Origin of the sequence: Megasphaera sp. ASD88 (assembly GCF_002287425.1) — a bacterium.
GTDB classification, from domain to species: domain Bacteria; phylum Bacillota; class Negativicutes; order Veillonellales; family Megasphaeraceae; genus Megasphaera; species Megasphaera stantonii.
Genome location: NZ_NQXW01000023.1, coordinates 1 through 24,074, shown reverse-complemented (window position 1 = coordinate 24,074; position 24,074 = coordinate 1). Strand labels below are relative to the sequence as shown.

Annotated in this window: 18 protein-coding genes and 1 other annotated feature; of the genes, 2 read left to right on the top strand and 16 right to left on the bottom strand. The window is 53.9% G+C overall.

Going from position 1 to position 24,074, the window contains the following annotated elements; genetic code table 11:
* Positions 1–8: 8 nt before the first annotated feature.
* The 6 genes from CJ260_RS10385 to CJ260_RS10360 all read right to left on the bottom strand — a co-directional run bounded on the left by CJ260_RS10385 (position 9) and on the right by CJ260_RS10360 (position 7,614).
* Positions 9–1,175 (bottom strand): efflux RND transporter periplasmic adaptor subunit, encoded by a 1,167-nt coding sequence (locus CJ260_RS10385; protein ID WP_087477526.1) that lies wholly within the window; start codon positions 1,173–1,175, stop codon positions 9–11.
* On the bottom strand, positions 1,172–1,753 hold the full coding sequence (locus CJ260_RS10380) for a TetR/AcrR family transcriptional regulator (protein ID WP_087477527.1): 582 nt from the start codon (positions 1,751–1,753) through the stop codon (positions 1,172–1,174). The genes CJ260_RS10385 and CJ260_RS10380 overlap by 4 nt, the downstream gene beginning before the upstream one ends.
* Before the next feature lie 145 nt (positions 1,754–1,898).
* Positions 1,899–2,381: a YhcH/YjgK/YiaL family protein gene (locus CJ260_RS10375; RefSeq protein WP_095630141.1), complete on the bottom strand. Its 483-nt coding sequence runs from the start codon at positions 2,379–2,381 to the stop codon at positions 1,899–1,901.
* Between the two features lie 12 nt (positions 2,382–2,393).
* Positions 2,394–3,338, bottom strand: a complete 945-nt coding sequence (gene ftsY / locus CJ260_RS10370; RefSeq protein WP_095630140.1) for a signal recognition particle-docking protein FtsY — start codon at positions 3,336–3,338, stop codon at positions 2,394–2,396.
* A 2-nt stretch (positions 3,339–3,340) separates the two neighbouring features.
* Complete coding sequence (gene smc, locus CJ260_RS10365; protein WP_233127964.1) at positions 3,341–6,886, bottom strand: chromosome segregation protein SMC; 3,546 nt, start codon at positions 6,884–6,886, stop codon at positions 3,341–3,343.
* A 41-nt stretch (positions 6,887–6,927) separates the two neighbouring features.
* Complete coding sequence (locus CJ260_RS10360; protein ID WP_095630138.1) at positions 6,928–7,614, bottom strand: DUF554 domain-containing protein; 687 nt, start codon at positions 7,612–7,614, stop codon at positions 6,928–6,930.
* A gap of 304 nt (positions 7,615–7,918) precedes the next feature.
* Here CJ260_RS10360 and CJ260_RS10355 point away from each other — a divergent pair, with 304 nt between their 5' ends.
* Positions 7,919–8,872 (top strand): magnesium transporter CorA family protein, encoded by a 954-nt coding sequence (locus tag CJ260_RS10355; RefSeq protein WP_087477532.1) that lies wholly within the window; start codon positions 7,919–7,921, stop codon positions 8,870–8,872.
* Positions 8,873–8,966: 94 nt separating this feature from the next.
* On the opposite strand, the gene CJ260_RS10350 is transcribed toward CJ260_RS10355, so the two are convergent.
* The 10 genes from CJ260_RS10350 to CJ260_RS10305 form a co-directional block, all read right to left on the bottom strand.
* Positions 8,967–9,755, bottom strand: a complete 789-nt coding sequence (locus CJ260_RS10350) for a ribonuclease HII (RefSeq protein WP_095630137.1) — start codon at positions 9,753–9,755, stop codon at positions 8,967–8,969.
* Complete coding sequence (gene ylqF / locus CJ260_RS10345; RefSeq protein ID WP_095630136.1) at positions 9,752–10,621, bottom strand: ribosome biogenesis GTPase YlqF; 870 nt, start codon at positions 10,619–10,621, stop codon at positions 9,752–9,754. The genes CJ260_RS10350 and ylqF overlap by 4 nt, the downstream gene beginning before the upstream one ends.
* A gap of 111 nt (positions 10,622–10,732) precedes the next feature.
* Positions 10,733–12,067: an S-layer homology domain-containing protein gene (locus CJ260_RS10340; RefSeq protein ID WP_338088177.1), complete on the bottom strand. Its 1,335-nt coding sequence runs from the start codon at positions 12,065–12,067 to the stop codon at positions 10,733–10,735.
* 236 nt (positions 12,068–12,303) lie between these two features.
* Positions 12,304–14,211, bottom strand: coding sequence for a threonine--tRNA ligase (thrS, locus tag CJ260_RS10335; protein ID WP_095630135.1), 1,908 nt, complete (start codon positions 14,209–14,211; stop codon positions 12,304–12,306).
* 34 nt (positions 14,212–14,245) lie between these two features.
* Positions 14,246–14,465 (bottom strand) — a binding site (T-box leader).
* Between the two features lie 157 nt (positions 14,466–14,622).
* Positions 14,623–15,642: an electron transfer flavoprotein subunit alpha/FixB family protein gene (locus CJ260_RS10330; RefSeq protein WP_095630134.1), complete on the bottom strand. Its 1,020-nt coding sequence runs from the start codon at positions 15,640–15,642 to the stop codon at positions 14,623–14,625.
* A 22-nt stretch (positions 15,643–15,664) separates the two neighbouring features.
* Positions 15,665–16,468 (bottom strand): electron transfer flavoprotein subunit beta/FixA family protein, encoded by an 804-nt coding sequence (locus CJ260_RS10325; RefSeq protein WP_087477537.1) that lies wholly within the window; start codon positions 16,466–16,468, stop codon positions 15,665–15,667.
* 88 nt (positions 16,469–16,556) lie between these two features.
* Positions 16,557–17,699, bottom strand: a complete 1,143-nt coding sequence (locus CJ260_RS10320; protein ID WP_095630133.1) for an acyl-CoA dehydrogenase — start codon at positions 17,697–17,699, stop codon at positions 16,557–16,559.
* 386 nt (positions 17,700–18,085) lie between these two features.
* A complete protein-coding gene (locus CJ260_RS10315; RefSeq protein ID WP_095630132.1) occupies positions 18,086–18,700 on the bottom strand; it encodes a CoA pyrophosphatase in 615 nt (204 codons plus the stop codon).
* Between the two features lie 74 nt (positions 18,701–18,774).
* On the bottom strand, positions 18,775–21,252 hold the full coding sequence (gene leuS, locus CJ260_RS10310) for a leucine--tRNA ligase (RefSeq protein ID WP_095630131.1): 2,478 nt from the start codon (positions 21,250–21,252) through the stop codon (positions 18,775–18,777).
* 84 nt (positions 21,253–21,336) lie between these two features.
* Positions 21,337–23,010 carry a glycosyl hydrolase family 18 protein gene (locus tag CJ260_RS10305; protein ID WP_095630130.1) on the bottom strand — a complete coding sequence of 558 codons (1,674 nt, stop codon included), beginning with the start codon at positions 23,008–23,010 and terminating at the stop codon, positions 21,337–21,339.
* Positions 23,011–23,151: 141 nt separating this feature from the next.
* Here CJ260_RS10305 and lgt point away from each other — a divergent pair, with 141 nt between their 5' ends.
* The gene (gene lgt / locus CJ260_RS10300) at positions 23,152–23,949 is read left to right on the top strand and encodes a prolipoprotein diacylglyceryl transferase (RefSeq protein ID WP_095630129.1); all 798 of its coding nucleotides are present in this window, start codon (positions 23,152–23,154) and stop codon (positions 23,947–23,949) included.
* Positions 23,950–24,074 lie beyond the last annotated feature (125 nt).

The following is a 24,074-nucleotide window of genomic DNA, read 5'->3' as shown; positions in this document are numbered from 1 at the left end:
CTCGCCCCCTATTTACTTTCTGTTTTCACAGCTATATCGGAGCCGCTTTCAATTTCGGCTTTTGTCAGCAAGTGCTGATCGAGCGTCGCGCCGCCCGTAGCTTTCTGGTAGCCGTCGACGATGATGAGGTCGCCGTCGCTGATGCCTTCGTTGATAATCCAGAACTTGCCGACCTTCTGACCCGGCGTAACGGGCTTATTCTGCGCCTTGCCTTCGCTGTCGATGACTGAGACGAAGTAGCGGCCCAGGGTCTGCTGTACGGCGCGCTGCGGAACCATGACGGCGTGCTGCTGTACCTGCGTGTCAGAAACGACGGTAGCGTACAAGCCCGGAATCAGGAGGTTCTGCGGATTTTCAAACTGCGCTTTGATAATGATGGAGCCGGAATTGCCGTCCATGCCGTGGTTAATCTGCACGACGTGGCCTTCATAGGCGTACATAGAGCCGTCACTCAGGCGCAGCTGCAGATGGTCTCCCCAGCTGCCCGGTTCGTCCGACCGCTTCTTCATCATCTGCAGGTATTCCGCTTCGCTGACGGAGAATTCTACGTACACAGGATCTAACGTAGAAATCGTCACCAAGTCGGTCTGGCCGGCTGTAGCGTACGTGCCGACGGCTACGTCGTCGACGTTGAGCTTGCCGCTGAACGGAGCGTATACGATCGTATCGTCGACGTTATCCTGAGCAGATTGCACCAGCGCGTCGTTGGCTTCCAGCACAGCCTGCTGCTGCCGCGTCGCCGCTTCCTGATCCGTCAGTGTCTGAACGGAAATCGCGTCCTGCTCGACCAGCTGCTGATACCGGCGCAGGTTGAGCTGCTGATTGGCCAGATTGGCCGCAGCCTGAGCCCGGTTGGCCTTGGCGTTTTCCAAAGCCGCATCGTATTCGCGGCTGTCGATACGGAATAAAGGCTGCCCCGCCGTGACCTGCTGGCCGCCCTGCACGTATTTTTCAACGACGCGGCCGGAAATCTTAGCGCGTACAGGAACCTTATCCGTCGCAATGACCGTGCCGCTGTACTCGGCCCGCACAGGCGTGTCTTCCGCCGTTACCTTATACGTATTGACGGCGACAGGCGCCTTCTGCCCGGCCTCCTGAGAGCCGCACCCTGCCAATAACGACGCGACAGTCAGCACCGTCACGCCCATCGTGAATACCTTATGTTTGTGTATCATTCGTTACTTGCCTCCTGTCTTTTTATTCCGTATAAAATTACACGGATACATTTTTCCATATATTCGGAAAAAGAAGATTCATGTTCCGACTCGTCGAAGTATTCCAATATATCATCGGAAGCGCTGTGCAGCATGTGAATCAGAAGAAACTTATCGACTTCCTTAAAGGAATCTTCCTGCTGCGCTTGTTCGAACAACTGGCTCAGCAGCGCCCAATCCATGCGGCGCCGTTCTTCCAGCGCGGCGCAGACCTCGGGCATCTTGCGCAGGATTTCATCGGTCTTGCGAACGGAAAGGACAGAGATATAATGCGTCTTTACGTTGAAGAAGTTTATGATTTTTTCTTCCGTCGTCATCTCCGTATTCGCCAGCAGGGCCACATGCTGTTCATGTATGTCGTCGATTAAAGAAAGCATCGATTTCTCAATAATTTCCTGCTTCGATGAAAAATGCTCGTACAGCGTGCGCTTACTGATGCGAAGGTTTCGAGCCAAATCATCCATATGAAAATCCGCGCCGCGGCGGTTGATTTCATGCAAAGCTTCGGCAATGATCTTTTCTCGAATATCTGCCGCCATTTCAACACATCCTATGTAATATAGTAAACTAAAAATGAAAACTCAGTACCAATTTATAGTTTAATATACTCTATCTTATTAGTCAATAGAAATTATCTGGGTGATGAAAACTTTTATTTCTTTTTAAGTTTCCGACGATCATCCGTTAGTATGCCTTTCCCAAAGACGCAATGCGTATTTTCATGATGGCCTTTTTAATCGGCTTCCCCTTTCCGTCGGGAGCGCAGAGGCAGCGATGGCCGTCGGCAGGCGTAAAGACGGCGAAGGTCCCAGGGACCATGCGGATTACCGTATCTTCGCCAATGCGGGGATTATAAAACCAGGCATCGGACGCCGAGCGGTCTTCCACGACGGCGCCGGCGTTGCGAATGGGCTGATAGCCGATAATTTCATCGCCTTCAATGACCGTCTGGATGTCGATGTACTCGCGATGGGCTTCCATCGTCCGTTCCGACGCCGGATGGGTTTCGCCGACGTCGACGTTCATGTAGTTGCCGTCGCCCAAGTCGTGACGGCCCGGTGCCAGCGAAGCCAAATCGTATGACGCCAGCTTTTCTATCCACCGGGCTAAACCCGCCGGCACATACGGAATTTCTTTTTCCCACTGCTTTAAGTTACCTACGTACATAGCTCGTCCCTCCTAGTCTTCTTCCTGTTCCCGCTGCGTTACGTTTTTATCGAACAGCGCATCGGCAAATTGAGCCGCGTCGAAGGGCCGCAGGTCGTCAGCACCTTCGCCGACGCCGACCCAGCGGACAGGCACGCCCAATTCCCGCTTGATAGACAAGATAATGCCGCCCTTGGCCGTGCCGTCGAGCTTGGTCAGCACGACGCCCGTCAGGGGCACGACATCGCCGAACAGCTTGGCCTGGCTGACGGCGTTCTGTCCCGTCGTCGCGTCGAGGACCAGCAGCGTTTCATGAGGCGCGCCGTCGATGTTGCGGCCGGCCACGCGGGCCATCTTCCGCAGCTCTTCCATGAGGTTTGATTTCGTGTGAAGCCGTCCGGCCGTATCGACGAGGAGTACGTCGATGCCCCTGGCCTTAGCCGAAGTCGTAGCGTCGAATACGACGGCCGCCGCGTCGGCTCCTTCCTGATGCTTTACGATAGGCACGTCGTTCCGTTCGGCCCAAATCGTCAGCTGCTCCGACGCAGCGGCGCGGAACGTATCACCGGCGGCCAGCATGACCTTTTTCCCCTGCTGGGTGTAATACTTGGCCAGCTTGCCGATAGTCGTCGTCTTGCCGACGCCGTTGACGCCGACGATGAAGATGACCTCCGTCGTCCCCGTCCGGTCCGGCATGGGCTCAGCGTTTTCCTCCAGCAGCTCGACGACGCATTTTTCCAAATAAGGAACGACGTCGTTTCCGTCGCGAATCTCTTTCGATTTGACGCCTTCTCTGATTTTACCCAGCAGGTAATCCGTTGTTTCGACGCCGATATCGCTGGTCAGCATGACCGCTTCCAAATCCTCGTACATTTCGTCGTCGATCTTGGCGTAGCCGCGGACGACCGTTTCAATATTCTGAATAAATGATTTCTTCGTCTTTTCCAGACCTTTGCGCAATTTTGAAAAAAAGCCCATGATTACGTTCCTTTCTCTAAGAGTTCGTCTACTTTAACAGTTAATAGCCGGGATACGCCCCGTTCTTCCATCGTCACGCCCTGCAGCGTATTGGCTGCTTCCATCGTCTTGCGGCGGTGCGTAATGACGATGAACTGCGTCGCGCCGCTGTAATTTTTCAAATAGCGGGCCATGCGCTCGACGTTGGCCTCGTCCAGGGCCGCGTCCACTTCGTCGACGAGGCAGAACGGCGCCGGATGATAGGCCAGGAAGGCCAGGAGCAAAGCGATGACCGTCAGAGCCCGTTCGCCGCCGGACAACAAGGACAGCTGCTGCTTTTTCTTTCCCGGCGGCTGAATCATAATCTCGATGCCGGCGTTCAGCACGTCCTGCTCGTCCGTCAGCACGGCCTTAGCCTGGCCGCCGCCGAAGAGGCGGCTGAAAATCTGCTGAAAATGGCCGCCGATCTCGCCGAGAGCCTGACGGAACTGGGCCGTCATAGCGTCGTCGATTTCGGCGACGATGTCCTCCAGCTTGGCCCGCGATTCCTGCAAATCGGCGCATTGCTTCTGGTAAAATTCCTGCTGCGCCAGGGCCGCCTGGTATTCTTCCTCGGCGTTGCCGTTGATCTGCCCCAGATCGGCAATGCGCCGCTTCAAGTCGGCCACGCGGTCGTGGAGCTCTTTCAGCGAGCCGTCGCGCCGCCGTTCCATCGCTTCCTGCCGCGTCAGGCCCTGCAGGGCCAGCAGTTCTTCGCCGCGGCGTATGTCGCCGCTGTATTTTTCCAGCTGCACGTTGGCGGCGCTGAGGCGCTCGCTGCACAGCCGTTCCCGTTCCCGCAGCTCCGTCAGGGCTTGCTCCAGCGTCTGGCTTTGCCGGAAGTTTTCTTCCCTGTCACGGTAAAATCCTTCTTTTTCCGCATCCTTCTGCTGCGTTTCCCGTTCTTTCAATGCAATCTTTTCCGTCAATTCCTGCAGCAGCGTTTCCGTTTCCGTCAAGCGGGCCTGCCATTCGCGCCGCCGGTCGGACAGCCCTTCGCCGTCGCGGCCATGCTGCGCCGTTTCTTCGCAGTGCCGGCGCATCTGCTCTCCCGCCTGGCGTACCTGTTCTTCCAGCGTCGCCACGGCAATCTGCCGCTCCGTAAGGGTTTGACGGCATTCCTCCGCTTCCTGCAAGGCCGCCGTCCGCGCCGCTTCCAATTCCTGCGTATTTTCTGTCGGCGTCTGTTCCAGGATGGCCAACGCCTCTTCCTGCCGCACCAGCTCGGCCTGCATATCGGCCCGTATCTGCTGCAGCTGCTCTGCCTGCCCGTCGAGGCGCTGCAGCTCTTCCTGCGCTTTCTCTGCTTCCTGCCGGGCCGACTCAGCCTGCCACTGCCGCTTCTGCAGCTCTACCTGCAGCGCGCGGCTTTGCTCATCCTGTTTGTCAAGGGTTTGTTTCAGCTCTTCTGCTTTGCAGCGCATCTCGCGCCCTTGGGCAGCCGTCCGTTCCTTGGCCGCCCGAAGCTGGACGGCCTGTTCCTTTAAGTCTTCCAGCAAAGCCCGCCGGCTGATCAGGGAGCCTTCCTTGGCCTTCAGGCTGCCGCCGGTCAAAGAACCGCCGGCGTTGAACTGCGTGCCGTCCAGGCAGACGATGCGCAGCCTGTATCCATATTTCCGCGCCGTCCGGGAACCGGCGTCTACCGAATCGGCGACGAGGGTCTTTCCCAAGAGCGACGCAAAAATACCGGCATAGGCCGCGTCATAGGTCAAAATATCGCTGGCAAATCCGATGATGCCCGGCTCCTGGGCTGCCGCTTCTTCGTCACGGGTCCGCCGGCGTTCCTTCACCGTATCGAGGGGCAAAAATGTCGTCCGGCCGGCTCGGCGGTCTTTTAAATAGGCAATGGCCGCCTTCGCCGTCTGTTCGTCTTCCGTCACGATGTACCGGGACGCCGCGCCTAGAGCAACGTCCAGCGCCGCGGCGTAGGCCGGCGGTATGCGGCACAGTTCTCCGACGAGGCCGCACACCTGGCGTCTCCAGCCTGTCTTGGCGTCCAAAACGGCCTTAGCCGGACGGCCTGCCCCTTCGTGCTCCTGCTCCATACTTTCCAGCACGCGGATGCGCTGAGCCAGCGCGTCTTCCTGACCTCGCTGGCGGCGGTACGTATCTTCTATGCGCTGCAGCGCCTGCGCAGCTTCTTCCCATTGGCTGCGGCTGGACGCTGCAGCCCCTTCAGCCGCTGACGCTTCTTGCCGCAGGGCTTCTTCCTGCGCCGCCGCGTCGCCGCAGCGCCGCTCGGCTTCTTTCCGCGCCGCCTGCTGCGCCCCTACGGCCCGCTGCAGCTCATCGCAGCGTTCTCCATTTTCCTGCAGGCGCCGCCGCAGTTCTTCTGCATCGCGCCGCAGGACAAACAGCTTCTGCTGGCGGTCCGAATTAGACGCAGTCACCTTTTCCAGCTCAGCCGCAGCCTGACGGGCCTGCTCTTCCGCCTTGCCGAACAGGGCCTGCGTCAGGGCCAGGCCTTTCCTGGCCGCAGCCAGCTCCGCCGTCTTCTGAGCCGACAATTCCTGCAATTCCAGGCCGCGCTTGGCAGCGTCTTCCTTCTTTTTCTGCCAGTCCCGTTCTTCCCGATCCAGCTCCGCTCCTCTTTCCTTCAGCGCTTCCTTGCGCTGGACGAAAGCTTCGCGGCGGCTTTTCATGCCGTCCAGTTCAGTATGGACCTGTCGGGCTTCGCTGTCGAGTCGCCGCATCGTCTCCCCTTCCCGCTCCATAGCGGCCATCAGGGTACTGCGCTTCTCTTCGGCTTCGGCCAACGCCTTCACGACGTCCTGCCGTTCTGTCAGCACGGCCAGGCGGTTGTTTTCCGCCTTTTCCAGCAAGCGTTCGCAGTTGCGCAGCTCCTGCAGGGTCAGCGTCCCTTCATAGGATATGCGCTCTGCATCTAACTGGCGAAAGGTTTGTAATGTTTCGGCCTGTTCCTTCATGGGCCCCAGGCGTTCCTCCAGCATAGCCATCATGTCGCGGATACGCTCGACGTTTCGCTCCGTCTCGGCGATTTTCCGCAGGCCTTCCTGCTTGCGGCCCTTATAGCGGCTGATGCCGGCCGCCTCTTCAAAGATAATGCGCCGGTCTTCGGGCTTGCTGTTCAGGATACGGTCGACGCGGTTCTGCCCGATGACGGCCATGGAATCCTGCCCGATGCCCGTATCGGCAAAGAGCATGTGAATGTCCTTCATCCGGCAGGGCCGCTTGTTGATGTAATACTCGCTGTCGCCGGAGCGGAACAGGCGCCGCGTCACGACGACTTCTGCAAAGTCTACGTCCAGCGTGCCGTCGCTGTTGTCAAAATACAGCGACACCTCCGCCGCCCCCTGGGGCCGCCGCCTTTCCGTACCGGCAAAAATGACATCTTCCGCCTTCTGCCCGCGGAGCTGGCGCACGTTTTGCTCGCCCATGACCCAGCGGACGGCGTCGGAAATATTGCTCTTGCCGCTTCCGTTCGGCCCGACAATCGCCGTTATGCCTTTGTCAAATACCAGTGTCGTTTTGTCTGCGAAGGATTTAAATCCCCGCAGCTCCATTTTCACTAATCGCAATGGACCGTTCCTCTTTCCTCGCGGCAGTTTTCTTAAAACAATACAATAAGGTTATAATATATGATAGGAACAACCATACCCAGCGTATAATCGGCCACCTTGAGCTTCGTCAAGCCCATCATGTTCAAGGCGATAGCCAGGATCATGACGTTGCCTACGGCGCTGAGCTCGCGGATGACATCGGGCGTCATGAGGGGCGACAGCAGGGACGCCACGGCATACACGGCCAGCTCGTATACGATGATGACGATGCCTACCGGCACGGCGCCCACTCCGTACAACGCTCCGAAAATAAAGGCCGATATGCCGTCAATGGTAGATTTCAAATATAAGAGCGTCGTATCTCCTAAAAGAGCTGCCTGAATAGGCCCTAAAATAGCCATCGCGCCGACGACCTGCATGACCGACAAGGTGACGAAGGCCTCGACAAAGTTCGAATCGCCGCCGGCTTTCATGCGGTTCCGCAGCCAAAGGCCGAAGGACTGCATCCGGTCTTCGATAGCCAACACCGTCCCAACGGCCACGCCGATGGCGATGGACAACACCATGAGCAGTATGTTTTCCGTTTGAATGGCGCCCTGAATCGCCATGACGGCCAGGCACAGACCGATGGCCGAAAAGACGGCCTTCGATACGTGCTCCGGCACGCCCTTCTTCAATATGACGCCCAGCACGGCGCCCAAAGCGGTCGCTGCCCCGTTGATAATTACAGCAATCACAATATATCCCCCTTTTGCTGCTTCCGCAGCTTCTCTGTACGTATCTTTCGAATTCCTTCGCCTCGCGGCGCGTCTTACAAAAAGATATACTTATTCATTATAACAAATTCTCTCTTGTTCGTGTAGTCTATTCTCTGCCTTCGCCGCGGCGGACGGCCAGCCTCTTCCATTTCCCCGTTTACCCTAAATTTACAGTTCATTTCGTTTAAAATCTGCCCCTTTCCCTTGACTTGATAGATATTTATGATTATATTAGAATTTGGATTCGAAAGTCCGCTAAACTAAGAGGAAACGGAGAAGCGCCATGATTCAAGTATACAAACACAATAACGGCCACCTGGAAAATAATATTTCCCTGGTGTCTGCGGAAAAAGGCTCATGGATCGACGTCGTAAATCCCGATTCGGAAGACTTACAGCTCGTATCGATGGTAACGGAAATCCCGACGGACGTGCTGAAGACCGCTCTGGATACGGAAGAACGTTCTCACGTAGAATTAGAAGACAACTACATCTTCGTCGTCATCAACATCCCGATTATTCTGGAAACGGACAGCTACGACACCTTGCCGCTGGGCATCTTTATCACGCCCGATTTCATCATCACCCTGTGCATCCAGGAAACGGAAGTCATGCGCGCGTTCACGGAAAATAAATATCCTCTGTTTTATACCTTCAAAAAAACGCGTTTCTTGTTCCAGATACTCTATCGCTCGGCCACGTTGTTCCTAAAATACCTGATGCAGATTAACCACCGCACCGACGATATCGAAGATATCCTGCGCCATTCCATGCGCAACAAGGAATTCTTCCTCTTATTGGAATTACAGAAGTCCCTGACCTACTTTACGTCGGCCCTGCGGGGCAACGGCATCGTCATGGAGCGTCTCATGCGCCTGCGCCGCAACACGTCTCTCCATCACCTGCTGAAAATGTACGAAGAAGATGAGGACCTGCTGGAAGACGTCATCATCGAAAACAAGCAGGCTATCGAAATGGTTGAAATGTATTCCAACATCCTCATGAGCATGTCCGATACGTTCGCCTCTATCATTTCCAACAACCTGAACATCGTCATGAAATTCCTGGCCTCCATCACGATTATCCTGGCCGTGCCGACGATTATCTTCAGTTTTTGGGGCATCAACGTCCCCCTGCCCTTCGCCAACAACGTCATGGGTTTCGTATACGTCATCGCCATCGCCTTTTTCTGCGCCCTCTGCGCCGTCTTCATGCTGTGGCGAAAGGATTTATTCTGACAGACCGCCTATATACTGCAAAAGCTGGCCTCGCCGCTGCCGAAACAGGCAGCCGGCGATGACCAGCTTTTTTGTCTGCATATATTTAAGTATATTATTGTCCGGCCGTCATGCTCTTGATCGGCTCAAAGCTGCGCCGATGGATGGGACAGGGGCCGTACTGCCGTATGGCGTCGACGTGGCGCTGCGTCAAATAGCCTTTATGGACGGCAAATCCGTACTGAGGATAAACCTCGTCGTATTCCATCATGACCCGGTCCCTCGTCACCTTGGCGATAATCGAAGCCGCTGCAATAGACGCGCTCTGGCTGTCGCCGTGGACGACGGACTGATGAGGTACCGTCAGATCCTTCAAGGGCATGGCGTCGATGAGGACGGCTTCCGCCGGCACAGCAAGGCCCGCCGCCGCTTCATACATGCCCTGCATCGTCGCGTGGTAAATGTCGAGGGCATCGATTTCCAGCTCCGACTTGGCAACGCACGACACGGCCACGGCTTCAGCCATGATTTTATCATACAAAGCGTCCCGTTTCGCCGCCGACAGCTTTTTGCTGTCGTTTAATCCGGGACATTCCCAGTAAGGCGGCAGGATGACGGCGGCTACCATGACCGGCCCGGCCACGGGGCCCCGCCCGGCTTCGTCGATGCCGGCGACGTGGTATATGCCGTCGTTATAATAGGCCGTTTCCAGGGAATACATGTGCATGACTCGTTCCCGTTCGGCTTCTTCCTTCATCTTGCGGCGGATATAGGTATCCGCTAATTTTTGTACGGAAAGGCGGCGGTCTTCCTTCATAGTCTGCAGCAGGGCCATGACGTCGTCGGGATTCTGCTCCAGCAGGGCTTTAATATCAGCCGTCTTTAGCTGCCCGATGTCGATCATGATTCTCCGCCCCCACACGCTTCGCCGCAGCGGTCCAGGGAAATCAAGCCGATTTTGCCTTCGCGGTATTCCTTCAAAATGAGCTTATAAGTCTTCTCCATGTCGACGACGCCGCCTGATACGATGCAGCCACGCTTGCGGCCGATGGCTTCGATCGTTTCCAAGGGCGCAGCTCCCAGCGCGTCCAGCTTAAATCTCGCCAGCAATTCGTCGGCGTAGAACTGGCTCAATTCTTCGATGAGCTGGGTAATGACCGTTTCCATGTCGAATACCGTGTCGGAAATGGCCCCTGTCGCGGCCAGCCGATAGGCGCTGACCTGATTTTCCAGCTTAGGCCACAATACGCCCGGCGTGTCGAGAAGGTCGAGCTGGTCGCCGATGTGAACCCACTGCTTGCCCTTCGTTTCGCCCGGCTTGTCGGCCGTCTTGGCGGCGCTGCGCCGGGCCAGCTTGTTGATAAGCGTCGACTTGCCTACGTTGGGAATGCCGAGAATCATCGTCCGCACGGAACGGTTCTTCAGTCCCCGGGCCCGCCAATGAGCCAGCTTCGGTTCAGCCAGCTTACGTACCAGGGCGACGAGCTGCTTAACGCCCTTGCCGTCCTTGCTGTTCAAGGGCAGCACGATGCGTCCCTGCTTCTTATAATACTGCACCCATTCCTTTACCATGTCCGGGTCGGCCAGGTCGGCCTTGTTCATGACGACGACCGACGGCTTCTGGCCGATGAGGCTGGCTATCATGGGGTTGGTACTGCTCATGGGGATGCGGGCGTCGACGAGCTCGATGACAACGTCGATGACCTTCAGATTTGCTTCTATCAGCCGCCTGGCTTTCGCCATGTGGCCGGGATACCAGTTGATAATCATAACGTACCTCTCTTTTGTCTGTGTTTCGTTTCTATTGTAGGAGATTCTGTCCCTGCCGTCAACTGGCAGCCGGCCTTCGCGCGACTTGTCCGCCGCGCCGGGTTCTTCCGCTTAGAACGCGAAAATCAATTCTGCCCGCGTCTGTTCTTCCGGATCAGCCATGCCGCCGGCCTTGGCTTCCGTAGCGAAGGACTGCATGACGCTGAACATGGCGTTCTTGGCAAATACATAGTTGACGCCGACGCCCCATGACGTCAGATTGTCCATCTGCGAGGCGAAGCGCCACGACGTCGTAAAGCCGCCGAGCCAGGTACCGTCTTCTGCGTCGATGTATTCCGTCCAGATATCCCACGATTTCGGGATTGCCATGCTTGATTTCCCGTACATCAGGCGGCCGATGAACAAGTCGGCAGAGCCGTCGTCGTGCGTATATTTCGTATCATGGTTTAAGTTCGTGCGTTCATACTGAGCCAATACATTCCATTTCGAGCCGATGTTGACGCTGGCATAGGCGCCCCACAAGGAGTCGGCGTTAAAATCCCTGTTGGCTTCTCCGTTCCCAGTCGTATTGAAATCATTATAATATACGCCGGCAGCCGAATCGCTGCCAAAAAAAGCTTCGATTTCGCCGTAGCCGGTCTTTACGCCGTTGATGGAATCATCGCCTTGGACGCTGCCGGCCATGACATTCCCCTTTTTGAATTTGCCGTAGCCCGCCGTAAGAGCAAAAGCATCTGTACGGTATTGCCCTTCAGCACGGTCGAAAATATCGCTGTACGTGTACCCATAGCTGCGCGGGCCGCCGATCTTGTATATATCCGTCCGGCCGAGGCTCAGATAAAAGGAATCCGCCTCGTAGTCGACTTTAAGGGCGTCGGCAAAGGCGTCGTTCGTGCCGCCGCTGACCGCGCCGTTTTCACTGAAGCTCTGCCAATCCGAACTAATGCTTACGGTGGCTTTCAGACGTTCGTCGAGCTGTGCCTGTCCGCGAAGACGGATGCGGTAATCCCAGGAATTGTCATTTTCCTTGCCGGCGCGGCTGCCTGCAGAATTCTGATAGCGATAGCGGAAGCGGGCGTCGCCGCTAAACTTCACATTGCCGACCTTGTTCTCTAAAGCCGCGACGCGAAGGCCGAGGCGGTTCAGCTCTTCAGCGTACTCGTCGGCCAGCTTGTGAATCACGGCCCGCTGTTCCACCGACGCCCTGTCCATATGAGCCATAGCCTTGGCGACCATTTCAGCCGCTTCATACCGCGTAATGGAACGGTTTCCCTGAAAATAATTTCCGTCTACGCCCTGAATCACGCCGGCCTCAGCCAGCTCCGCCACAGAGTGGTAAGCCCAGCTGTCGGCAGGCACGTCGACAAAGGGATTGGCAGCCCCGGCACTCGTCATGCCCATTGTCAGGATACTGGCCGCCGCCATAGCGATTAGTTTCTTCATCATGTATAACCCTCATTTCAAACGTATAGTGCGTTCTATCTCCACTCCGTACGCAGCATTTCCAGCCGTCGCAGGCCACGCGGCTTGTACGCCCTATGAAGACACAACGCTACTTATTTTGCCTGATATATCCGATCTTGTCAACTATGAAATGAGAAAAAGTATGGCCAGACGAACCGTTTTGTAATAGGAAAAGGACATGCCCTGCACGGGCATGCCCTAACGTATATCCTATGCTATTATCCTTTGCGCGTAGCCGTCAGTTCCTGAATATGAGCGACGACTTCGTCGACCGGTTTTGCGCCGAGATCGCCTTTTGCTCTGTCACGGAGGGACAAGGTATTCGTTTCGATTTCCTTGTCGCCGATGATAGCCATGTACGGAACCTTTTCCATCTGGGCCTTGCGAATCTTGTAGCCGATCTTTTCGTTGCTTTCGTCTACTTCTACGCGGATGCCCAGCTTCTTGAATTTCTTGCGCAGTTCCAAAGCATAGGCCAAATGCTTATCGGAAATGGGCAGGAATTTGATCTGTACCGGAGCGAGCCATACGGGGAAGGCTCCAGCATAGTTTTCGATGAGGATGCCCAGGAAGCGTTCGATGCTGCCGAAGCAGGTACGGTGTACCATGACCGGGCGATGCTTCTGGCCGTCTTCGCCGACATAAGTCATGTCGAAGCGTTCCGGCATGAGCATATCAAGCTGGATCGTACCGCACTGCCAAGTACGGCCGATGGAATCCTTGACGTGGAAGTCGAGCTTCGGACCGTAGAAAGCGCCGTCGCCTTCGTTGACCTGGTACGGAATGTTTCTGTCTTCTAATACCTTGCGCAGGGTGCTCGTCGCTAATTCCCAAATTTCGTCGGAGCCCATGGAGTCTTCCGGACGAGTAGACAATTCGACGCGGTATTCCAAGCCGAATACGTTGTAAGCCTTGTCAAACAAGTCGATAACGCCGGAAATTTCTTCTTCCATCTGGCTCGGCAGCATGAAGATGTGGGCGTCGTCCTGGGTAAAGCAGCGGACGCGGAACAAGCCGTGGAGAGCCCCGTGAAGCTCGTGGCGGTGAACCAGGCCCAATTCAGCCATCCGCATGGGGAAATCGCGGTAGCTGTGTACGTCGCTCTTGTAGACGAGGATGCCGCCGGGGCAGTTCATCGGCTTAATCGCGTACGGTTCGTCGTCAATCGTCGTGAAATACATGTTGTCGCGGTAATGATCCCAGTGACCGGACTGTTCCCACAGGTGGCGGCTCAGGATTGTCGGCGTGCTGATTTCGTCATATTCCGCTTCGTCATGCAGTTCATACCAGAATTTGAGCAACGTCTTGCGGAGAACCATGCCTTTTGCGTGGAAGAACGGGAAGCCCGGGCCTTCTTCGTGGAAGCTGAACAAGTCGAGCTGCTTGCCCAATTTACGATGGTCGCGCTTTTCCGCTTCAGCCAGCATGTGCAGATATGCGTCCAAGTCGTCTTTCTTTTCAAAAGCCGTGCCGTAAATACGCTGGAGCATCTTATTGTGTTCATCGCCGCGCCAGTACGCGCCGGCAACGGTCAGCAGCTTGAAGGCTTTGACCCGGCCCGTCGTTTCGCAGTGCGGTCCTGCGCACAAATCGACGAAATCGCCCTGGCGGTATAAGGAAATCTGTTCGCCTTCCGGCAGGTCTTCAATCAATTCTACCTTGTAGTCCTGACCGGCTTCCTTGAACATCTTCAGCGCTTCGTCGCGGGACACGACTTCTTTCGTCAAGGCGAGATTTTCTTTGACGATTTTTTCCATTTCTGCTTCGATAGCAACGAAGTCTTCCTGCGTAAACCGATGTTCCGTATCGAAATCGTAGTAAAAACCGTTTTCGATGGACGGACCGATGGCAAATTTAACATCCTTGAACAAACGCTGAACGGCTTGAGCCATGATATGAGATGCCGTATGGCGGAGCGTGTCCTTCCCTTCCTGGGCGTCGAAAGTCAGGAATTCAACCGTAGAGCCGTCGACGATCGTTTCCCGCAAATCCGTTACGTCTCCATTGACTTTCGCTACCAATACTTTCTTAGCCAAGCTGTTGCTCAGCTCTTTCGCAGCATCGTACAACGAAATGCCGTCGGCAAATACTTTTTTGCTGCCGTCTTTTAACACTAATTCTGCCATAATACATCCTCCTTAATAAAAAAAGCTCCCGTCCTCAAGGGACGAGAGCATGCTCACGTGGTTCCACCCTAGTTCATCAGCAAAAACTACTGATGTACTCAAACGCTATAACGTGGCGACCGAACCGCCGTACTACAAATTCCGACGATTAGCTCCAAGGGGGTAACACTTTCACGCTTTAAGGACACTCACACCAACTATGCCCCTCTCTGATAAAGCCGCTGAAAATATCATGTCCTTTTCAAGGCTTGTTACATATTTCTATGTATGCGTAAATTATACGACGTACGATGTACCTTGTCAAGAAACTTTAGTCTTTTTTTACTTCAAATTAAGAACTTAAAGAACTGCAGCTACGTAAAAAGGACTGCCCGAAGACAGTCCTTTTTTAGGCTTATGGAAATCTAGGTATTATGCCATACCTTTGGCTGCTTTAATAGCTGCTGTGAGTTTGGGAACTACTTCGAAAGCGTCGCCAACGATACCGTAGTCGCAAACTTTGAAGATCGGAGCATCTTCGTCTTTGTTGATAGCGATGATGCAGTCAGAACCCGTCATGCCTGCCAAGTGCTGAATAGCACCGGAAATAGCGCAAGCGATGTAGAGTTTCGGGCCAACAGTCTTACCTGTCTGGCCAACCTGATGGAGAGCGTCGATCCAGCCAGCGTCAACAGCTGCACGGGATGCGCCGACAGCGCCGCCCAATACGTCTGCCAATTCTTTCAGGATACCGCCGTTAACAAACGGTTCAGCGCCGTTCATGCCGCGGCCGCCGGCAACGATAACGTCAGCTTCTTCGATCTTAACGCCTTCGCCGCCCATTTTAATGAGTTCAACGAATTTCGTCATGAAGTCAGCGTCGGAAAGTTTTGCTTCCATTTCGATAACTTCGCCTGTAGCGCTCGGATCAGCTTCCGGTTTTTTGAATACGTTCGGACGAACAGTACCCATCTGCGGACGGTTATCCGGGCAAATGATTTCAGCCATGATGTTGCCGCCCAAAGCCGGACGAGTCCAAACGATCGTCTTGCCGTCTTCGTCAACGGAAAGACCCGTGCAGTCAGCCGTCAAGCCCGTTTTCAGGGAGTTAGCGACGCGGGGGCCGAGATCGCGGCCGATGTTCGTAGCGCCTACGAGGAATACGTTCGGTTTAACTTCATGGAAGAAGTCGCACAGAACTTTAGAGTAAGCCGTTGTGTTGTAGTTAGCCAATTTTTCATCGTCATATACATATACTTTGTGAGCGCCATGAGCGATGAGTTCCTGTGCCAACGGTTTTACGTTATAACCAATCAGTACCGCACCTACTTCGTCACCGATGCCGTCAGCCAATTTACGGCCCTGGCCCAACAGTTCGAAAGATACGTTACGTAATTTGCCTTCGAATTGTTCAGCGATTACATATACGCCTTTGTATTCTGCTAAATCCATTTTCACTGTTCCTCCTTAGAAATTAGATGATTTTGTTTTCAGTCAATTTAGCCATCAACTGATCTACTGCTACCTGGGCGTCTTCTTCGTTAATAACGAGACCCTGTGTTCTCTGAGGCGGTGTGAAAATCTTACGAACTTTTGTCGGAGAACCGCTCAAACCAATCTGAGATTCGTCAGCGTTGATGTCAGCAGCAGACAATTCAGGAATTTCACGACGTTTTGCTTTCATCGTACCACGGATGGTCGGGAAGCGCGGTTCGTTCAATTCTTTAACGGCTGTAATCAAAACGGGGAACTGAGCTTCCGTTACGATGTAGCCTTCTTCGTTCTGCTGTTTAACCGTTACAGTCGTGCCTTCAACTTTGATTTCGGCAGCATATGTAATCTGAGGAATGCCGAGTTCGCAAGCGATCTGCGGGCCAACCTGAGCCGTGTCGCCGTCGATAGCCTGTTTGCCGCAAAGGATGATATCGAACTGTTCGATGCCTTTGAGTTCAGCAACTTTTTTAACAGCCTGAGCCAGGCAATAACCTGTAGCCAATGTATCAGAGCCGCCAACTTTGCGGTCTGTCAGGAGATAAGCGTCGTCAGCGCCCATTGCCAGAGCTTCGCGCAATACGTCTTTTGCCTGCGGGGGACCCATGGAAAGGACAGTAACCTTTGCACCCTGATTGTCCTTCAACTGCAAAGCTGCTTCCAAAGCGTTCTGGTCAAAGGGGTTGAAAATGTTAGGAACACCAGCACGAATGACGGTATGTTTTACGGGGTCAATCTTAACTTCTGCTGTGTCCGGAACTTGTTTGACACATACCAATATTTCCATTTACGTTTGCCTCCTAAAAAAAGTATCTTTTTATTCAACAGGCTTGGTCTTTTCAGACCAAGCCCGTATCATAAACCTTAAAAATTGCTTACCGCAACAAAGCGCCGGATGTTACCATCAACTGAACTTCGTTGGTGCCTTCATAGATCTGAGTGATCTTAGCGTCACGCATATGACGAGCAACCGGATATTCTTCGCTGTAGCCATAGCCGCCGAAGATCTGAACAGCTTCAACGGAAACTTCCATAGCTACGTCGGAAGCGAATCTCTTAGCGATAGCAGCGTCAACCGTGAACGGCTGGCCTTCGTGTTTCAAGAAAGCAGCTTTGTAAACGAGGTTACGAGCAGCTTCAATCTTCATCTTCATGTCAGCCAGTTTGAAGGAAACGGACTGGAATTTGCAAAGCGGTTTGCCGAACTGAACACGCTGTTTGGAGTATTCAACTGCATCGTTCAAAGCAGCTTCTGCAATGCCGAGAGCCTGAGCAGCAACGCCGATACGGCCGCCGTCCAAGGTCATCATAGCAACTTTGAAGCCTTTGCCTTCGCCGCCGAGGAGGTTTTCTTTCGGAACTTTTACGTTCTGGAATACTAATTCCATCGTCTGGGAAGTATGGATGCCCAATTTGTCTTCTTTCTTACCGAATGTAAAGCCTTCCCAGCCTTTTTCGATGATGAAGGCGCTGATGCCTTTCGTGCCCTGGGATTTATCGGTCATAGCGAATACGATGTAAACGTCAGCTTCGCCGGCATTCGTGATGAATACTTTGGAGCCATTCAGGATGTAGTCGCCGTTTTCGTCTTTCGTAGCAACGGTCTGCTGGCCGGAAGCATCAGTACCAGCGTTCGGTTCTGTCAAGCCGAATGCGCCGAGTTTCGTGCCTTCGATCAAGCCGGGCAGGTATTTTTCTTTCTGTTCTTCCGTACCAAACTGCCAAATCGGGTTGATGCAGAGGGATACATGAGCGGACAAGGTGATGGACATACCAGCATCGTATTTAGCCAATTCTTCAACGGCCAGGATGTAGCTCAATACGTCGCATTCAGCGCCGCCGTATTTTTCTTCGAAATAAGCACCAGCCAAGCCGAGGCCGAGCATTTCGTCAACGAGAGCACGATCGAAAATGCCCTGATGGTCGCGTTCCGTAATCGTCGGGGCCAATTTCTTTTCGCCAAAGTCTTTAGCCAATCTTACAAATTCCTGTTGTACATCTGTTAAATTAAAATTCATGATACTTCCACTCTCCTTAAATAATAGTGTGAATAGTGAAACATTCCCGTGCAGTGCATACTGTTTGGGGCACATATACACAACCTTTAAGTGCTTACACCTGAATTGTACAACTTTTCACATGTTAAATCAATAGCAAATGTCACTTAAGGCACAATATAATTATGCTATTTTGTAATCCTTGTCGTGTATCCAGACTTTTTAGGACTACTTAGAAAAAAATTAAAAAATTACCTTGACAAATGCCGGAATGATTCAACCTATAAGATAAATGTGCTAATCGTCTCGCCGTGCTGCGGCAGACGAAAAGGCAGTGCAGCACTGTGCTTGTTCCACTTTTAACATTACGCATGGTAAATTATACGTCATACGAAAATTAAGGAAAGCTATGCGTTTATTATAGCACGAATCCCCAGGAAGTTGTCAAGAATCTGGGCCGTAATTCCCCAAATTTTGTATTCTTTATAATAGTAAAAGAGCACATTATATGTGCTGCGCTTTTTCCACCCTGCCTGTCCCGACACGGGCAGACCGGCGGGAAATCCCGGCCCCGGCCTCGTAGCCAGCTCAACCTGGGCAACCTCTGGCTTACGGCCGCTAAACCATGCCAAAGGCACCGTAAAGAGATGGTCTATCTCTCCCCGGCTGACAACGAAATTCGTCGTATCCAGCTGGGCCGCAAAGGGATATATCTTCACACCTACAGGCGATTCTACGTAATCCAATGGCCCCCAGACCCGGATATGCGGCAATCCTACGCCTAATTCCTCCTGCGTCTCCCGCAGTGCCGCCTCCAGAGGACTGGCGTCACGCTGTTCTATGACGCCGCCGGGAAAACAAATATCACCGGGCTGCCAGCTCAACTTGCTGCTCCGCACCTCAAAGACTACATGCTCTTCACCGTCAATGCGTACAATAGGTACCAGTACAGCGCAAAGCACTGTATTCATGCAGGGATTCTGCCGGACAATTCTTTCCGGCCAGGGCTTGAACTCATCCATGACCTTCCTCCTCATTGCAAAAAAAAGAGGATGCCGTTCAGACATCCTCCTCTATACTTCATATATTGCCGCCTTTATTTTACGACGATATTGATGATTTTTTTAGGTACAACGATAAATTTAACGATTGTCTTGCCGTCAGTGAAATCCTTGACACGCGGCATAGACAATACCTTTTCCCTCAATTCATCCTGACCGATTTCAACGGGAACAGTGATACGTTCGCGTACCTTGCCGTTAATCTGGACAGGCAGTTCGATTTCATCGACGACCAAAGCGCCAGCATCTACTTCCGGCCAATCCTGTTCGTGAACACTGCCTTCAAAGCCGGCAATCTGCCACAATTCTTCTGTAATGTGCGGCGTAAAGGGAGCCAGGAGCTTTAAGAGATTGGTGTTGACCTCTAAGGCAACGTCGCTGCGGATAGATGTATTGGCGCCGACATAGGCATACATGGCATTTACCAGCTCCATAATTGAGCTGACAGCCGTATTCAGCGCATAGTCGCCGTCTACGCCTTTGACGTCTTCCGTCACCTTGGCGATGGTTTTATGTTCCTGCAGGCGAAGCGCCTTTTCTGCTTCCGTCAAATCGCGGTCTCTTTCGCCGTTCTTAGCCAGGTCAATGTACTGGTGGACGATACGCCATACTCGGTTGAGGAAACGGTACGAACCTTCTACGCCCTGATCGGACCATTCGAGGTCACGTTCCGGCGGCGCGGCAAACAGGATAAACAGCCGGCCCGTATCGGCGCCGTATTTGGCGAGGATTTCTTCCGGCGATACGACGTTGCCCTTTGATTTCGACATCTTGCTGCCGTCCATGAGGACCATGCCCTGGGTCAGAAGGCGTTCGAACGGTTCTACATTGTCGACGAGGCCGGCGTCGTGGAAGACCTTCATGAAGAAACGGGAGTACATCAGGTGCAGAATCGCGTGTTCAATGCCGCCGATGTACTGGTCTACATTCATCCAGTGGTTGGCCTTTTTCGGGTCCCAGGCCTGTTCGTCGTTGCGGGCGTCGGTATAGCGCAGGAAATACCAGGACGAGCAGACGAAGGTATCCATCGTATCGGTTTCTCTCGTCGCCGGGCCGCCGCATTTCGGGCAGGTGCAGTGAACGAATTCTTCGCTCGTCGCCAAGGGAGATACGGCGCCGGCCGTAAACTGGACGTCCGTCGGCAGCTTAACCGGCAGCTGATCTTCCGGCACGAGTTGTTCGCCGCATTTCGGGCAGTAAATAATAGGAATCGGCGCGCCCCAATAACGCTGACGGGAAATAAGCCAGTCGCGGAGCTTGAAGTTGACCGTGCCCTTGCCGAGGTTGTGATCGACGAGCCATTTCGTAATGGCCTTGCGGCCTTCTTCGTCAGTCAGGCCGTTGAATTCGCCGGAGTTAACCAGAACGCCCGGGTCGTGGTAAGCCCCTTCCATCGTATCCAAATCGAGGCTCATGTCTTTATTCTGTACAACTAAGCGGATAGGCAGATTGAATTTTTTAGCGAATTCCCAGTCGCGCTGGTCGTGGCCCGGAACGCCCATGACGGCGCCTGTACCGTAATCTACCAGGACGTAGTTAGCAATCCAGATCGGCACTTGCTCGTTATTCAGGGGGTTGACAGCGTAAGCGCCGGTGAACATGCCTTCTTTTTCGGCGTCGTTCGACGTCCGTTCGATGTCGTTCATGTTCTTCATGCGCGTAATAAAGGCGCGAAGCTCCGCTTCGTTTTCCCGGCCCTTGATGAGCTCTTCTACATAGGGATGTTCCGGAGCCAGCACGATGTACGTAACACCGAAAATCGTGTCCACGCGGGTAGAGAACATGGGAATGGATTTGCCGATTTCCGGGATTTCAAAGGAAAATTCCGCCCCTTCGCTGCGGCCAATCCAGTTTTTCTGCATCGTTTTAACCCGTTCCGGCCAGCCGGGCAGGAGCTTCAAATCGTCGAGAAGGCGGTCGGCATAATCGGTGATTTTGAAGAACCACTGCTTCAGATCCTTTTTGACGACAGGCGAATCGCAGCGCCAGCACAAGCCGTCGATGACCTGTTCGTTAGCCAGTACGGTGTTGCACTTTTCGCACCAGTTTACCTTGGCTTCCTTGCGGTATGCCAGGCCCCGCTTATACAGCAGCTCGAAAATCCACTGCGTCCATTTATAGTATTTTTCATGGCACGTAGCTACTTCGCGATCCCAGTCATAGGAAAGGCCGAGCGCCTTCTGCTGACGTGTCATGTTTTCAATATTGCTGAACGTCCAATCTGCCGGCGGCGTGCCGTGTTTGATAGCCGCGTTTTCAGCAGGCATACCGAAAGCGTCGTAGCCCATGGGATGCAGGACGTTGTAGCCGTTCATGCGGCGGTAGCGGGCGATGACGTCGCCAATCGTGTAGTTGCGGACATGCCCCATATGGAGGTTGCCCGAAGGGTACGGAAACATTTCCAGAACATAATACGGCGGCTTGCCGTTGTCGTCGGGGCAACGGTCTGTCTTGTCTTCCAGCCATTTATGCTGCCATTTCTTTTCTATTTCTTGGGGAATATATTTTTCCAATTACTTATGCCTCCTATCGCTGCGTACAGCGGGCGGGGCCGCGCTGCTGCAGGGTCTTCTTCTTATTATAGTGTTCCCGTGCCGTCAAGTCAATTCTTGCGGAGCAAAACTCTGCCAAAAATGGGGCGCTTCGAAGCCTTTTCGCCAAAAACTTGCGCCGCCGAGGTTGTATTTCGTAATTAATTTAGCTTTTTCCGTCAAGGACTTTTCATCTTCAAACCACACCTGGACCCGGCCCGTCGTCAGGGGCAAATCCATGTAGTACAGGCGCAGCTCGTCGTTCCACGTGACGTAGTCCTTGTATTTTTCAAGCAGCAGCCCGCTTGCCGACATGGGCAGCGTCCGTACCAGCAGTACGGGCTTCTTCGATTTCGCCTCTTTGAAAGCCGTTTTACCCTTCGCCTCGTTTTGCTTGGACGGCGTCAAGGCCTCTGCCCCAACGTCCTTCTCAGCCGCTCCTTCCGTTCCGGCAACAGGAGGCCATTCGTTGATATCCAGCGGCAAGTCCTTTTCTTCCGTCGTTTCGTACCACAGGCGCATGTACAGCGGCATACCTAAGACAACCTTCTCCGCCGGCACGATAGCCGTCACGTTCTGCACGGCCTTTTCTACCCAGGGATAGGACGCCACGGGGCCGGCTACGGAGCTCGTGCGGCCAAACTGGTCATAGGCCATAATCATCAGGTAATCAAGATGAGGCGCCAGCGCCGCCCGGTCGTACACGCGGGACCAGTTCATACTGTTCGATATGGGCGTCACATCCATGGACAATTTCAGACCGTAAGCCCGGCAGGCCCGGCTCAAACGCCCTACAAAAGCCGTCAGCCTGTCTTTGTCGGCATAGTTGATGTTTTCAAAATCAATATTATAGCCCTTGAAATCGTACAGCAGCGCATAGCCTATCAGTTCTTTAATCATCGTGTCCTGAAGCTTGTCGTCGCTCAATACGGCATGGGTCAGGGCCGGGTCGAAGTTATTGTCGATGAGGGGCCACATGGCGTAGCCCTTCGCAGCATAGGCGTCAGCCAGCATGGCGAAATCATCGTGCCGCAGCGCTACGCCCTGAGCAGTCAGGCGGAAAGCGCAGGGCGACATGACAGGCTGCGCCGTATCCAGGGACGGCAGGTTTTCATCTCCCTGCATGAGAGGATCCCAGAACAAGACCAATCCCATCTTTCGTTCCTGCTTCTTCCGGCTCTTCTTGTTCTTTTTCTTCTCTTTTTTGGTATCAGCATTAGTTGTCGCCGCAGCTCTATTGCTGTCTTCCAAGGAACGCAGCGTCGGAGCAATACGGGTAGGAGACACAGGCCGCATCAGCTCCCGCTTCCCCTCTTCCCACGTCATGGAAAGGCCCATCGTGCGATAAATACGGCGTATATTCAGACTCGTTTCGCCGTCACTTTGCCGCGCAGGCAGGCGCAGCGCCGCCTGCATATCCTTCCATAAGACGGATCCATCCTTTGCCGGCGGCAGTCGCAGCCAATACGTCCCCTTCTTGGCATCGGCCTTGTACAGGCCATACTCCTGCAAAGCTTTTTCCGATACGAGCCAGCGGCCTTCTTCTTCCCGAATCGCCATAGACGCCGGATGTTCCGCCGCTGCCGGTATGGCTGCCCGCGGAATGGCAGCCCACGGCCCGCGGTCCGGCACGGCTTGTTCCGATACGGCCTCTCCGCCGGACGCCGCCACGACAACTTGAAGAGACACGGCGAGCAGCGACGCCAGGCACAGCGTCCGCAGCCGCGATGTATGTTTCATAGACACCCTCCTTTTGCAAAACAGGTGGAAATTTCTCTGAAATCAGGTATAATGAAAAAAATGCAATTTTCCTCTCTAGGTATACTGCATGGCTATTATACCATAAAGAGAAAGTATAAAACATCAAAGGAGGCTATTCTATTGCATCAATATCTCTTTTTTATCGGCGATTTCCCAATCCGGGCCTACGGATTGTTATTTATGCTCGGCATCATCTCCGCCGGTATTACAGCCTACTACATCACGAAGCGGGATGGCCGGGGCTGGCACGTCCACATATTCGACTTTACCCTCTGCTGCGGCCTAGCCGGCATCGTCGGCGGCCGCCTTTGGGACGTCTTCTTCTTCGACTGGGCCTATTATCACAACCACCTGTTGGAAATCCCCTTCGTCTGGCAGGGCGGCATGGCTATCCAGGGCGGCCTGGTATTCGGAGCTGTCGCCGGCTACTGGTACACGCGCCGCCACGACATCGACACCTGGGCTTTTGCCGACCTCATCGCACCGGCCATCATTCTCGGCCAGTCCGTCGGCCGCATGGCCAACCTCATGAACGGCGATGCCTTCGGTCATCCCACAGGCGGAAATTTCGGCATTGTCTATCCCGAAACGACCCTGGCCTATCGAACCTACGGCAGCCAGCCCCTATGGCCGGCAGAAGTCTGGGAAGGCCAGCTTGACGTCCTCGTATTCATCGTCTTATTGTTCTACAGCTGTTTTCCCCATAAAAAAGGACAGGTCTTCTGCCTGTACGTCATGCTTTATGCAGCGGAACGGTTCTTTCTGGAATTTCTGCGCGGCGACTACGTCAATCTGACTCTGGGCCTCAAATCAGCCCAGCTGACCAGCATCGTCGCCTTTGCTGCCGCCTTCATCATCTTCATACTACTTCAATGGAAGGGCACGACGGACACGAAAGACAAACTTCAAAACTCATAAGGTAGTGTCAAGTATTTTTCGCAAAATGGTTTGCAGGCCCTGATATGAGTGAAGTCACCCAGCAATGGAGGTATCCTCCAGAGCCGCCTGTAGGTGCTTCATGTTCATGTACTTCTTGTTGCCCC